The sequence below is a fragment of the Candidatus Auribacterota bacterium genome (assembly GCA_026392035.1).
GTDB lineage: Bacteria > Auribacterota > Tritonobacteria > UBA1439 > UBA1439 > JAPLCX01.
Genome location: JAPLCX010000078.1, coordinates 16,151 through 30,307, shown reverse-complemented (window position 1 = coordinate 30,307; position 14,157 = coordinate 16,151). Strand labels below are relative to the sequence as shown.

The window sequence follows — 14,157 nt, the reverse complement described above, 5'->3', positions numbered from 1 at the left end:
CGTGCGTACGCGTAACACAGCGGCGGTGGTGTGTGCGAGTCTCGGGGCATGGTATCTGCTCTTCACTGCGGCCCCCTTCTCGAGCCCTGCCGCCGATGCGCCGCTCAAGAGAGATCTGGACCTTTTTGTCTGCGGCTTGGATCTCATCCAGAGTAACTATTACCGGGAGGTGAAGGAGAGCGAGCTGGCCTACGGCGCGCTCAAGGGGATGTGCGCCGCGCTCGATCCGCACAGCCAGTTCATGGATGAGGAAATCTACAAGGAGATGAAGGTTGAGACGGAAGGGGAGTTCGGCGGACTGGGAATTGAGATTACCATCAGGGATCAGTTCCTGATCGTGGTGTCTCCCATTGAGGATACCCCCGCGTTCAAGGCGGGCGTGAGGGCAGGTGACCGCATCATCGAAATCGAGGGTAAATCCACCAAGGACCTCAGCCTTGTCGAAGCGGTGCGGAAGCTGCGGGGGCCCCCGGGAACCGTGGTGCGCATCACGGTGATGCGGTCGGGGACGGGGGAGCTGCTCCCATTCGCCATGACCAGGGCGAACATTCAGATCCAGAGCATCAAGGACGCGAAGGTCGTCAAGGACGGTGTCGGGTACCTGAGGATGACGCAGTTCCAGGAGCGCACGGGGCGCGATTTTGAAAAGGCGATCCAGGATCTGAAAAAGAAGGGGATGCGCGCGCTCATCCTTGACCTCCGCAACAATCCGGGAGGGTTGCTCCAGGTCGCCATTGAGATCGCCGACAAATTCATCGGCGGCGAGAAGCTCCTGGTGTACACGAAGGGGCGGCTCAGGACGCAGAATATTGAATTCAAATCTCCCGGGAAGGCTGCGTTTCCGGACTGCCTGCTGGTGGTACTGGTGAATAAGGGGAGCGCCAGCGGCTCGGAAATCGTTGCCGGAGCGGTGCAGGATTGGGGGAGGGGGATTATTCTTGGGAGCACGACGTTTGGCAAGGGCTCGGTGCAGAGCGTGCTGCCCCTCCCGGACGGCTCCGCGCTGAGATTGACCACCGCGAAGTACTTCACGCCAAAGGGGAGGTGTATCCAGAAAATCGGAATCGAGCCTGACATTGTTGTGGAACTGACCGATGAAGAAGAAATACAGCTGCTCGTCAAGCACCGGCTTGAGAAGATGATCAGCGATAACCCCGACAGCAAGGATATGGACGAGGAGAAGGAGGAGCTCAAAAAGCTCTCCGACGTGACCGATGTGCAGCTGGAGAGAGCCGTTGATCTGCTCCAGGGCCTCCTCGCGCACAGGGGTTCATCCCCCGGGCGCGGCAGCGATACATTGCACGCGAAGAAGGGAACGGCCAAGAGACCGAATGCCCTGTGAGGCTGAGTATTGAGGTAATGGGTCGGTTAGGGGTGGATGTTTTAGCATCTGTCACTCCTGCGGAAGCAGGAGTCCAGATTCTATGCTGGATTCCCGCTGCAGTTTACCCCGTGAAAACGGGGCGGGAATGACAGCCGGTACATAGCTGCTATAACTTGAAGATTACTTATTGAGTCGGGCGATGCGTGCGGAGCGTTGGGGGCCATGCAGTATCAACATCCTCAACTCTCAACCCTCTACCATATAATTAACCTGAATAATTCATGAAAGAATAATAGTAGCCGCGGATTCTCCGGATTGAGCGGATTCCAATAATAAAAGGTTACATCCACGGATTTCACTGATTTTCACGGATGTAAAAACAGCCTAAAGCTGAAAGCAAAAGGATGCACGTACACTTTAAACCTTATACTTTCAACTTTTGCTGTGGTTGCAATCGGTGTAATCCGTGGATAGAAAACGTTGAAGGCGGGTAGGCAGAATATCAGCGGTTGGTGAATAGAACAGGTTAAGGGGATCATTGTGTTGGTTCTGGGCATAGAGACTTCATGCGACGAGACCGGTATCGCGCTGGTTGAGGATGGTGAACGGATTCTATCAGAGGCGGTCGCGTCCCAGGAAGATATCCACGCACCGTACGCGGGTGTCGTCCCGGAACTCGCCTCTCGCCAGCACCTTCGCCTGCTCGGTGCGATGCTCCAGAAGTGCGTGCGTGAGTCGGGGGTGAGCCTCCCGCAGATCGAGCTGGTCGCCGTAACGAGGGGGCCGGGGCTCGCGGGCTGCCTGCTCTCGGGCGTGAGCTTCGCGAAGGGGCTCGCGTACGGCCTCGGCGTTTCCGCGCTCGGCGTCAACCATATCGAGGCTCATATATATTCGTGTTCCCTCGCCGGCGATGTGGAGTTCCCCGCCCTCGCGCTTGTGGTATCCGGGGGGCACACGCTCCTCGCGCTCCTCAGGGGGTGGGGGCGCTATGAGATCCTGGGTCAGACGCAGGATGACGCGGTCGGTGAAGCGTATGATAAGGTCGCATCCATGATCGGTCTCCCGTTCCCCGGCGGCCCCGCGGTAGAGGCTCGTGCGATGCACTGCGGATCGGACCCCGGCACGGGCCGCGCGGCCTGCGAGCGAGTGAGTTTCCCCCGCCCCCTCTTGGGGAGCGGCGACTTGAATTTCAGCTTCAGCGGCCTGAAGACGGCGGTCCTCTACTGGCTGAAGAAGCATGCGGGGAAACCGCTGAGCGCGGATGAGATTGACGGTGTCGCGCGTGGTTTTCAGGAGGCGGTGATAGAGGTGCTGCTGAAGAAAACGCTGCACGCCGCGCGCAGCGCGCGCGCCAGGTGCATCATGCTCGCGGGGGGCGTTGCCCGGAATGAATCACTGAGGCGACGATTGCGTGAGGGCGCTCTGACGATCGGGATCGAGCTGCGCTGCGCGCCGAAAGAGTACTGTACCGACAACGGGGTGATGGTGGCGGCACTCGGATACCGGAAGTACACGGACGGGGCGCGGGACGACTGGTCCCTCGACATCGCCCCCGGGTTGAAACTAGTGAAGAGTGAGGCGTGAAACGTGAAGCGTGAATCATTATAGGCGCTTCACGCTTCACGAACGACGCATCACGAAAAATGATGAATCCATCCCTGATAAAGAAACTTCTCTCAGACGTTGCCCGCAAGAAACTTTCGGTGGCGGCGGCGATGGAGAAGCTGAGGCATCTCCCGTTCGAGGAGATCGGCCACAGCACCGTGGATCGGCACCGGGCGCTCAGACAGGGATTCCCCGAGGTGATTTTCTGCGAGGGGAAGACGCTCGATGAGATTGACGCAATCGCCTGGCGCATCTGTTCGACCGGAGAGAATCTTCTGGCGACGAGGGCCTCGGAGGAGGTGTACCGCCGCCTGCGCGAGCGGTTCCGGGGGGCGGTGTACCACGCGCGCGGCAGGGTGGTGACGGTTGAGCAGCGGAAGCTTCGGAAGGCGCGCGGATTTATCGCCGTGGTGAGCGCGGGAACCTCGGACGCTCCGGTGGCGGAAGAGGCGGCGGTGACCGCGGAGATGATGGGGAATCGGGTAGCGCGGTTCTACGACATGGGCGTCGCGGGTTTGCACAGGGTGGCCGGTAAGATCCGTGAGATCTCCCGCGCGCAGGTGATCATTGTCGTCGCGGGCATGGAGGGGGCGCTGCCGAGCGTGGTGGGGGGGCTCGTGGGCGCGCCCGTGATCGCCGTGCCGACGAGCATCGGTTATGGGGCGAGTTTCAGAGGGATCGCCGCGCTCCTCGGGATGCTCAATAGCTGCGCTGCGGGGGTCACGGTGGTGAATATAGACAACGGGTTCGGCGCGGGCTATGCCGCAGCCCTTATAAATCGTCGTTCGTGATTCGTGGTTCGTATATCGGGATTAGCAACGAGATGCGAAGTACGAACGACGAGCGACGAATGACGGGTCATCGGTATATGAAAATTGCCTATTTCGACTGTTTCGCCGGGGTCAGCGGCGACATGATTCTCGGGGCGCTCCTCGATGCCGGCTTGAAACTGAAGGAGCTCGAGCGCGCCCTCAGCCGTGTCCCCGTGAGGGGATATCGGCTCGATGCGCGGCGCGTGACGCGCGGCGGTTTGGGGGGGACGAGGGTCATCGTTCGTGTTGAGCCAGGAGCGGGGAAGAGGGTCCGCGGGATCAGGGACATCCTCGCGATCGTGCGGCGGAGCAAGCTCCCGGAGCGTGTCAGCGCGGGAGCCGAGCGGGCCTTCCTGGAACTGGCACGGGCGGAGTCGAGGGTTCATAGGACCAGGCTCGCCCGCGCACATTTCCACGAGCTCGGCGCGGTTGATGCGCTTGTTGATGTGATTGGTTCGCTCGCCGGATTGCACGCGCTGGGCGTGAGTGAAATCTATTCCTCGGCGCTCCCCTGGAATTCGGGCACGGTGGAGTGCGCGCACGGGACGTTGCCGGTTCCCGCGCCCGCGACGGCCGAGCTCATGAGGGGCATGCCGGTCTATCAGCACAGGATCCACGGCGAGATGGTTACCCCCACCGGTGCCGCCATTTTAAAGGCCTGCGCGAATCGGATCGGGCAGATGCCGGCGATGAGGATAACCCATGTGGGCTACGGGGCGGGCGGGGAGCAGTTCAAGGAATTTCCGAATCTCCTGCGCCTCGTGATTGGCCAGGGGGGGGATTGTTGCGAAACGGATGCGGTGGGGGTGGTCCAAACCGAGATAGATGACATGTCGCCCGCCATTTACGACTACCTGAGCGGAAGATTGTATGCCGGCGGGGCGCTCGATGTGTATATCACTCAGATCATGATGAAGAAGAACAGGCCCGGGCAGCTCCTCACGGTGCTGTGCGCGCCGGAGAAGATACCCCTCGTGGCGGATATCATCTTTATGGAGAGCACGACGCTCGGCGTGCGGTTCAGCGAGGCGCAGCGCCTGATTCTCCCGAGGGTGGTGGTGAGCGCGCGGACGCCCTACGGGCGCGTGCGGGTGAAGCTGGCGAAGCGGCCGGACGGCCATGTCAGCGTCTCGCCCGAGCACGACGACTGCGCCCGCCTGGCATCAAAGCGCGGCGTCCCCCTCATCAGGGTGATGGCGGCCGCCTCGCGGGCGGCCGAGGCAGAAATAAAAAAGAGAAAAGCATTGCTTTTTGACAAAAACATTTACTATAACCAGAAATGAGGTGATAGGTCATGGTTGACATGAAGGAGTTGCTGGAGCGTGTGGTGGCGGAGGGGGCTTCTGATCTCCATATATGCGTGGGGTGCCCCCCGACGATTCGCGTGGATGGGAGGCTGCTGCCTCTGGAGATGCCCCCGCTCGTCGCGACCGATACCGAGAAGTTTGTCAGGAGCATCACCTCTGACCAGAATCAGGAAAAGGTGCGGTCCCGGGGAGGAGTGGATTTCGGATTCAGCTTCGGCGACAGGGCGCGCTTCAGGGTGAGCGTCTATAAACAGAAGGGGTCGTTCGCGATGGCGCTTCGTCTGATCCCCTCCTGCATGATGACCATGGAGGAGATCGGACTCCCGCCGATGATCAAAAACCTCCTCTACGCGCCGCGCGGCATGGTCCTTATCACGGGGCCGACCGGGTGCGGAAAAACCACGACCCTCGCGGCGATGCTCAATGTCATCAATCAGGAGAAGGAGTGCCACATACTCACCATTGAAGATCCCATTGAATATTTTCACGACCACGCCAAGGCGGTTGTTACCCAGCGCGAGGTTGAAGTGGATGTGCCCGATTTCCACGAGGCCATCGTCCGCGGGTTGCGCCAGGATCCTGATGTCATCCTTGTCGGTGAAATGCGCGACCTCGCCACCATGGAGGCTGCGATCAGGGCGGCGGAGACCGGGCATCTCGTCTTCTCCACGCTCCACACCACGGGAGCCGGGCGCACGGTGGACCGCATCATTGACGCCTTCCCCGTCGGGCAACAGGCCCAGGTGAGATCACAGCTCTCGCAGAGCATTGTGGCGGTCATCTCGCAGATCCTGCTGGTGAGGGCGGGCGGCAGGGGGAGAGTGGCGGTATTTGAAATCATGATCGCCACCCCGTCAATCCAGAATCTGATCAGGGAAAATAAGACATTCAGGATCCAGTCTGATATTCAGACGGGGTCCAGGTTCGGAATGAAGACCCTGGATATGTCGCTCATGGAGATGTACCGCAAGGGCACGATCAGCTATGAGTCGATGATGGCCGCGGCACAGGATCCGGAGCAGATCTTGATCCAGCTGAGGAGCAAATAGGAGACGCCCAACGTCATCAAAATAATTATTGACGGCAGAATGGTGGGTGTGCTAGTCTACCCTTTATGATGAAGGTGTTGTAGGGGACGATCATCCCACCCCTTTCTAACCTATATGAAGTTAATCCAGCGGCAATCCATAGCAGGTTTCTTAGCTTAAATAGACGAGACTGATCTTAATAACACTATCCACTCTCCACTGTTCACTGGGGTGTGGGGTGGTTCGATCTTCAGTAGCAGGTGCAACGGTGGAAGCTTCTTCCCATAGACAACTTAGAACTTCGGGTTTGACCCTGCAACGGCGGAAGCTTTTCCTCATAGACGGCATGTCATGCGCGTACAGGGCATTTTATGCCATCCGCGATCTGCGCACTTCATCCGGGGAGCCGACGAACGCCGTGTACGGGTTTACGAACATGCTGCTGAAGCTCATGCGGGAGCGGAAGCCTGACGCGATCGCCGTTGTCTTCGACAGCGCAACACCCACATTTCGCCATGAGCGCTTTGAGGCGTACAAGGCGCACCGGAAGCCGATGCCGGAGGATCTCCTGGGGCAGCTCCCCCTCATCAAAGAGGTCATCGAGGCATACCGGATCATGATCCTCCAGCGAGACGGCCTCGAGGCGGACGACCTCATGGGGAGCCTCGCAGTCGCGGCATCACGTTCGGGTTACGACGTGTATCTCGTGACGAGCGACAAGGACATGCTCCAGCTCGTGGGGAGCGGCATCTCGGTTTTCAGGCCGGACAACGGCGAGATCTATGATGAGGACGCGGTGATGCGGCGCTACGGCGTCGAGCCGGGGAAGGTGGTGGATGTGCTCGCCCTCGCGGGTGACGCGAGCGATAACATTCCTGGCGTGCCCGGGATAGGCGAGAAGACGGCAATCGAGCTCGTGAGGGAGTTCGGTGATCTGGAGGGGGTATTGGGGAATATGGAGCGGGTCAAGGGGGAGAAACGGCGGGAGAACCTGAAGCGTTTCGCCGATCAGGCGCGGCTCTCCCGTGAACTGGTCACGCTCAAGGGGGATGTCCCGCTTGAATTTGGCCCCGACGAGTGCCTGGTGAGGAGTCCTGATCGAAACAGGATCTCCGCGCTCTTCCGCAGGTTCGAATTCAGAAAGCTCCACGCGGAGGTTGCCGGCGGGGCGGAATCGGGGGAGAAGGCCTACGCGTGCGTCACCGATGCAATCGCCCTGGAAGAACTCGCCTCAGCGCTGGCTCGCCAGGAGGCGGTTTCGATGAATCTGGAAACCACCGGCGGGGATCCGATGCGCGCTGATCCCGTTGGTGTGTCGTTCAGCTGGCGGCCGGGAGAGGGTTTTTACGTTCCCCTCAACGGGAGCCTCGCGCCTGAGAAGATCATGGCCACGCTCCGTCCCGTGCTTGAAAACCCCGCCGTTCGGAAAATAGGTCAGAACATCAAATATGACATGCTCGTCCTGAGGCGGTGCGGCGTGGAGCTGCGGGGGGGTTCATTTGACACGATGCTCGCCGCCTATCTGCTCAATCCCTCACAGGCGGCCTATGGCCTCGCTGACCTCGCCCTCGAGTACCTGGACATGAGGCTCACGCCCATCTCGGACCTGATCGGCGCGGGCAAGAAACAGATCAGCATGAGGGACGTGCCGCTGAAGACGGTCTGCGACTGCGCGTGCGCAGACGCGGATGTCACCCTGCGGCTGTGCCGCCTGACGCGGCCTCGCCTCGAGGAACAGGGGATGTGGGGGCTCTTCCAGGAGGTTGAGATGCCGCTCGTCGGGGTGCTCGCGGAGATGGAGGCCGTCGGCGTCAGGATTGATACGGCACTGCTCGAGCGCCTGTCCGGTGAAATAGGGGCGCAGCTGGATGAGCTCGAAAAATCAATCTATGAGATGGCGGGTGAACCGTTCAATATCAATTCCCCCGCGCAGCTCGGGCGGGTGTTGTTCGAGAGGCTGAAGATGCCTGCCTCGCGGAAGATCAAAACGGGTCACTCGACCGATTACGATGCGCTCCTGAAGCTCTCTAAAATCCATCCCTTGCCGTCGAAGCTGCTCGAGTACCGGCAGTTGAACAAGTTGAAGACGACCTACGTTGACGCATTGCCTCGGATGGTCAACCCGCGCACGGGGAGGATTCATACCTCGTTCAATCAGGCCGGGACGGCGACCGGGAGGCTGTCGTCGAGCGACCCGAACCTCCAGAACATTCCTGTTCGCACCGAGCTGGGACGGCGCATCAGGGAGGCCTTCATCCCCGGCAGCGAGGGGATGGTGCTGCTCTCGGCGGACTATTCGCAGATCGACCTCCGCATCCTTGCGCACCTCTCAGGGGACAGGGAGCTGATGGAGGCGTTCCGGAGAGACGAGGATATCCATACCCGCACGGCTGCCGCGCTCTTCGACGTCGAGCCGGCCCGGGTGACACCCGAGATGAGGAGGCAGGCCAAGACGGTCAACTTCGGGATCGTGTACGGCATGAGCGCCTATGGCCTCGCGCGCGAGCTCGGTATAGAGCCGTCCGGGGCTCAGCGCGTGATAGACCGTTACTTTGAGCACTACCGCGGCCTGCGTGACTATATTGAGAAGAGCCTGGTCGAGGCAACCGAACGGGGGTATGTCAGCACCATGCTGAACCGCCGGCGCGCGGTGCCGGAGCTCACGAGCCGCAGTCAGTCAACCCGCGATCTGGGGCGCAGGATCGCGATCAATACCCCTATCCAGGGATCATCCGCTGACCTGATCAAGATCGCCATGCGGGAGATAGCGAAGGATCTCAGGGAGGGGAGGTGGCGGGCGGCGATGCTGATTCAGATCCATGACGAGCTCCTGTTCGAGGTGGCGGGCGGCCAGGCGCAGTCTCTCGGCGACATGGTGAGCGCGAAAATGGAAGGCGTCTGGAAACTCAACGTTCCAATCAGGGCGCACGTGAAGACGGGGAAGAACTGGGGGGAGCTGTGACTTTCGAACCGGTAGTGTTAAAAGTTCTATGAAAGAGCTGAATGCAACCACAGATTGCACAGATAGTTGTGAAGATTTTTGGGGGGGGAGGAAGTCTGCGCCAATCTGTGGTGAATAAATCTGTGGTAAATGGAGAAAGAAAAGAATTTCCATACAGCGGCTTAATTATACGGATGTTACCACAGATGAATCACCACTGATTTACTCAGAAAAGGCGTAAATAATCAGAGAAATCTGTGGTTGCTTTACAATATCTTTTGACATTACCTTCGAACCGGAGCGGGGGCGAGTCGGCGCGATTATTTGAACGATTTAAACGACTTAAACAGTTTAGACGGTTCAATCCGGGCAATTGATATTGTTGCTTTCTGATGATGGAGCCGGGTCATTGATACGGATAGGATTAACGGGCGGCATGGGGACGGGGAAGGCGACCGTGGCGAAGATGTTTGCCCGCCGCGGGGCCCTCGTGGTTGACGCCGATGAGCTCGCACGTGAAACGGTACGGCCGGGGCGGCGGGCGTGGAGGCGGATCGTCGAGGCATTCGGCAGGGGCGTCCTCAGGGCCGATCGGTCCATAGATCGGCGCGCCCTCGCCGGAATCGTCTTCAGTGATCCGCGGAAGGTGAAGCGTTTAAACGCCATTGTGCACCCGCCGGTGATACGGGAGATGAGGCTGAAGCTCGCCCGCGCCGCCAGAGAGGGGGAGTACGCCGTGGCGGTCGCCGACGTGCCGCTCCTCTTCGAGGTTGGCCTGGAGGGCGAGTTTGACAGAACGGTCGTCGTCGCGTGCCCGCGCGAAGCGCAGGTCGCGCGCTGCGGTGAGAGGGATGGGCTCTCGCGGAGGGAGATCGAGCGCAGGGTGAGGATGCAGATGCCCATCGCGGAGAAAATAAGGCGTTCTGATTTTGTGATCGACAACGGCGGAACGCTTAAAAATACAGAGCGACAGGTGAGGGATATGTGGAGAATACTAACAGGAGGTAGCGCGTGAGACAGAGAACGAAGAGCGAACCGGTGCAGCAGACCAACAGCACGAATAACGGTGCGGCGGAGATGACCGCGACGAGCGCGGCGGGCGTGGAGACTCCGAGGGTTCCCCGCGGGCGGGAGGCGGCTCCGGGGAAGGGAGAGCAGGTCAATATCAGCAAGCTTCAGCAGATGACCGTCTCGCAGCTCAGCAAGATGGGCAAAGATCTGAAGATCCTCGGCATCGCGACATTGAAGAAGCATCAGCTCATTTTTGAAATTCTCAAGGCCAAGGCTGTGGAGAACGGACTCATGTTCGGCGAGGGCTGTCTCGAAATTCTCCCCGACGGTTTTGGTTTTCTTCGCTCGCAGAACTATAACTACCTCCCCTGCCCCGAGGATATCTACGTGTCGCCGTCCCAGATACGGAGATTTGACCTCAAGAAGGGCGATACCGTCTCCGGGCAGATCCGGCCACCGAAGGACAAGGAGCGTTACTTCGCGCTCATTCGCGTCGAGGCGATCAACTATGAGGATCCGGAGAAGGCCAAGGACAAGATCCTGTTCGATAACCTCACCCCCCTCTATCCCCGCGAGCGTCTCATCATGGAGACCACGCCGGAGAATACCAGCATGAGGGTGTTCGACCTCCTCACGCCGATCGGCAAGGGGCAGCGCGGACTGATTGTCTCCCCGCCCCGGGCGGGCAAGACGATGCTCCTCCAGGCGGTTGCGAACAGCATCACCGCGAACAACCCCGCGTGCTACCTCATCGTGCTCCTCATAGACGAGCGTCCAGAGGAGGTCACGGACATGGAGCGGACGGTCAAGGGTGAGGTGGTGAGTTCAACATTCGATGAGCCGGCGGACCGGCACGTGCAGGGGGCGGAGATGGTGATCAACAAGGCGAGGCGGCTCGTGGAGCACAAGCGGGACGTGGTCATCCTGCTGGACAGCATTACCCGGCTGGCCCGCGCGTACAACGTTATTCAACCGCACAGCGGCAAGATTCTCTCCGGCGGCGTGGATTCCAACGCGCTCCAGAAACCGAAGCGGTTTTTTGGCGCCGCGCGCAACATCGAGGAGGGGGGGAGCCTTACGATCATCGCGACCGCCCTCATTGACACCGGGAGCCGCATGGACGACGTGATCTTCGAAGAGTTCAAGGGGACCGGCAACATGGAGCTCCACCTCGACCGCCGCCTCGTTGACAAGAGGATCTTCCCCGCGATTGATATCGAGAAATCCGGCACGCGGAAAGAGGAGCTGCTCCTGCACCCGGACGAGCTCGCCAAGGTCTGGATCCTGCGCAAGGCGCTCGGCGGGCTCAATCCGGTGGAGGTCATGGAGCTGATTGTCGAAAAGGTCAAGAAGACGAAGAGCAACGCCGAGTTCCTTATGTCGCTGAACCAGTGATAAAAAAAGTAGCCAGTAGCTAGCAGTCAGTAGCTAGGGCATCATTCCCTAACTACTAGATACTAACTACTAACTACTTTATTCAGAAATGGAGGATTTTATGAAGAAGGACATTCATCCCAAGTACGCGGACGCGACGATCATCTGCGCCTGCGGAGAGGTGATCCAGACGCGCTCGACGAAGAAAGAGATCAAGGTCGGCGTCTGTTCCAAGTGCCACCCGTTTTTCACGGGGACGCAGAAGTATCTCGATACCGCCGGTCGCGTGGAAAAATTCATGAAGAAGTACGCCGGCGTGAAGATCGCGAAGAAAAAGATCCGCACGAGAGCGGGAGAAACTACGGTCCCTGCGGTGGAGGCGGGAGCCCGTCCCGTTGCCGCGGAGGGCGCCGCTGAACCCCCCGCACGGGAGGCACCCCCTGCTCCCGAGGGCGCGCCGCCCGCCGCAGGGCAGCCCCCGGCAGGCCCCGCGGAGGGGGGAGCGCCTCAGGCTGCCCCGGGCGCTGAACCCGCAGAATGAACGCGCCGCGCTTGGCCCGGTTATAAGCCGGCCGTTGGAGCTCACGAGCCATGGAAGAGAGAGGGAATATGTTTGATGCGCGCATGGAAGTGCTGTCCGCGCGGCTCAAGACCATCGAAGAGCAGATGAGCGACCCCGCGGTCATCCGCCAACAGGCGAGATACCGCAGCCTCGCCCAGGAGCACGCAAGCCTCAGGGATGTCCTCTCCCTTTATGGAGAGTACACCAAGGTGCTGCGCGAGATCGATGAGAACCAGCGGCTGCTCAAGGAGTCTCACGGGGACGATGCGTTCGCGACGCTCGTCGAGGGTGAGATCCGGTCGCTCACTGACCGGCGGAAGAAACTCGAAGAGGAAATCATGCTCTCTCTCCTCCCCAGGGATAAGGACGATGACCGGGACACGATTGTTGAGATCCGCGCGGGAACGGGGGGCGAGGAGGCGGGGCTTTTTGTCGCTGACCTCTTCCGCATGTATTCAAAGTACGCCGAGAAGATGGGGTGGAGGGTTGAGACGATGGACAGTCATCCCACCGGCATCGGCGGCTTCAAGGAGATTATCTTCTCCGTCGAGGGGAAAGACGTCTACCGGAGCATGAAATACGAGAGCGGCGTGCACCGGGTTCAGCGCGTGCCGGTGACTGAGGCGAGCGGCCGAATCCACACCTCGGCGGCGACTGTCGCGGTGCTCCCCGAGGCCGAAGAGGTGGAGGTGGAGATAGATCCGAGCGAGATACGCGTGGATGTGTACCGCTCCTCGGGGCCCGGGGGTCAGAGCGTGAATACCACCGATTCGGCGGTCCGCATCACCCATCTCCCCACTGGGCTCATCGTCACCTGCCAGGATGAAAAATCACAGCACAAGAACAAGGCGAAGGCGCTGCGGGTGCTGCGGGCGAGGTTGAAGGAGGCGATGGAGGCGGAGCAGGCCACGCAGATGTCCCACCTGCGACGGTCGCAGATTTCCACCGGTGACCGCAGCGCGAAGATTCGCACCTACAACTTTCCCCAGAACAGGGTAACGGATCACCGCATCGGACTGACGATTTATAATTTAGAGAACGTTATCGCGGGGAACATGGAGGAGCTGACCGCCGCCTTCCTCCTGAATGACCGGGAGGAGAAGCTGAAGAACCTGTGAGCCCTGCGCGGCATCGGGGCGGGGGCCTGAATCGACAGATGGAACTGAAATCCAACCGTGTGATCGATGTGATCAACTGGGGGCGGGAGCTTTTCCTTACCCGGGATGTGCCCCACGCGCGGTACAACATCGAGGTCCTCCTCGAACACATCCTGGGGAAGAAGCGCGCGGAACTCTATCTCGACTATGACTATCGCCTCTCGCCGCGCGAGCTGGAGCTCGTGCGCGGGTATATAGAGAAGAGGCTCAACCGGTACCCGCTGTGGCACCTCGTGGGATCGGTTGAATTTTATGGCGTGACGCTGCGCGTGAACGATCGGGTGCTCATTCCCCGGCCGGAGACGGAGCTGCTCGTGGAGCTCGCCCTCAAAGAGCTGGACAGGGAAACGGGTGCGGGGGTGAGGTATGTCGCCGATATAGGGACCGGGAGCGGCAATATCGCGATCTCCCTCGCACGGTCGCGCAGCGATGTCTTCATATACGCCACTGATATCTCGGCGGACGCCCTCGCCCTCGCCGAAGCCAACGCGCGCGCCAACGGCGTTGACGGCGCCATCAGCCTGCTCGCGGGGGATCTCCTCGAACCGTTCACAGGCGCCGGTCGGGATCGTCTGGACATGGTCGTTTCGAACCCGCCCTACGTGTCCGCCGGCGAGTGGGCAGCGCTGCCCAGGGAGGTGAGAGAGCGGGAGCCGAAGATCGCGCTCTACGGCGGCGAGAACGGATTGGGGATGATCGGCCGGCTCGTCGCCGGGGCCCCGCGCTGTCTCCGGAGGGGGGGGCGGCTGCTCATCGAGGTTGGAGCGGGGCAGGCCCGCGCCGTGAAGGAGCTGATCGCACGCTCCGGGGAATATGGCCGCACGGAGATCCACAGGGATTATTCAGGCATAGAGCGGGTCGTACTCGCCGTTAAAAAATGAAAATTGTTTTACCACGGAGGCACGGAGAGCACGGAGAAAAATATTTTAATAATGAGCCGCGGATGCACACGGATGGACACGGATTGGATTGAGGTTTAAAGTGAAATCAGTTTCTATCCGTGATAATCCGCGCAAATCCGCGGCTAACTGGTTTA

Annotated in this window: 11 protein-coding genes; all 11 read left to right on the top strand. The window is 60.2% G+C overall.

The window, feature by feature from the left end:
- The first annotated feature begins 1 nt into the window (after position 1).
- The 11 genes from NTX71_08090 to prmC all read left to right on the top strand — a co-directional run bounded on the left by NTX71_08090 (position 2) and on the right by prmC (position 14,002).
- Positions 2-1,342 (top strand): S41 family peptidase, encoded by a 1,341-nt coding sequence (locus NTX71_08090; protein ID MCX6339863.1) that lies wholly within the window; start codon positions 2-4, stop codon positions 1,340-1,342.
- Between the two features lie 522 nt (positions 1,343-1,864).
- Positions 1,865-2,908 (top strand): tRNA (adenosine(37)-N6)-threonylcarbamoyltransferase complex transferase subunit TsaD, encoded by a 1,044-nt coding sequence (gene tsaD, locus NTX71_08085; protein MCX6339862.1) that lies wholly within the window; start codon positions 1,865-1,867, stop codon positions 2,906-2,908.
- Positions 2,909-2,967: 59 nt separating this feature from the next.
- Positions 2,968-3,720 (top strand): nickel pincer cofactor biosynthesis protein LarB, encoded by a 753-nt coding sequence (larB, locus tag NTX71_08080; GenBank protein MCX6339861.1) that lies wholly within the window; start codon positions 2,968-2,970, stop codon positions 3,718-3,720.
- Between the two features lie 32 nt (positions 3,721-3,752).
- Positions 3,753-5,024, top strand: coding sequence for a nickel pincer cofactor biosynthesis protein LarC (gene larC, locus NTX71_08075; GenBank protein ID MCX6339860.1), 1,272 nt, complete (start codon positions 3,753-3,755; stop codon positions 5,022-5,024).
- 11 nt (positions 5,025-5,035) lie between these two features.
- Entirely contained in the window at positions 5,036-6,097 is a 1,062-nt protein-coding gene (locus NTX71_08070) for a type IV pilus twitching motility protein PilT (GenBank protein MCX6339859.1), read from the top strand.
- A gap of 286 nt (positions 6,098-6,383) precedes the next feature.
- Positions 6,384-9,038, top strand: a complete 2,655-nt coding sequence (polA, locus tag NTX71_08065) for a DNA polymerase I (GenBank protein ID MCX6339858.1) — start codon at positions 6,384-6,386, stop codon at positions 9,036-9,038.
- Between the two features lie 388 nt (positions 9,039-9,426).
- Entirely contained in the window at positions 9,427-10,032 is a 606-nt protein-coding gene (gene coaE, locus NTX71_08060; GenBank protein ID MCX6339857.1) for a dephospho-CoA kinase, read from the top strand.
- 62 nt (positions 10,033-10,094) lie between these two features.
- Positions 10,095-11,423 carry a transcription termination factor Rho gene (rho, locus tag NTX71_08055; GenBank protein MCX6339856.1) on the top strand — a complete coding sequence of 443 codons (1,329 nt, stop codon included), beginning with the start codon at positions 10,095-10,097 and terminating at the stop codon, positions 11,421-11,423.
- Positions 11,424-11,523: 100 nt separating this feature from the next.
- The gene (rpmE, locus tag NTX71_08050; GenBank protein MCX6339855.1) at positions 11,524-11,943 is read left to right on the top strand and encodes a 50S ribosomal protein L31; all 420 of its coding nucleotides are present in this window, start codon (positions 11,524-11,526) and stop codon (positions 11,941-11,943) included.
- Between the two features lie 68 nt (positions 11,944-12,011).
- The gene (gene prfA, locus NTX71_08045; protein MCX6339854.1) at positions 12,012-13,082 is read left to right on the top strand and encodes a peptide chain release factor 1; all 1,071 of its coding nucleotides are present in this window, start codon (positions 12,012-12,014) and stop codon (positions 13,080-13,082) included.
- A 38-nt stretch (positions 13,083-13,120) separates the two neighbouring features.
- Positions 13,121-14,002 carry a peptide chain release factor N(5)-glutamine methyltransferase gene (gene prmC, locus NTX71_08040; protein ID MCX6339853.1) on the top strand — a complete coding sequence of 294 codons (882 nt, stop codon included), beginning with the start codon at positions 13,121-13,123 and terminating at the stop codon, positions 14,000-14,002.
- Positions 14,003-14,157 lie beyond the last annotated feature (155 nt).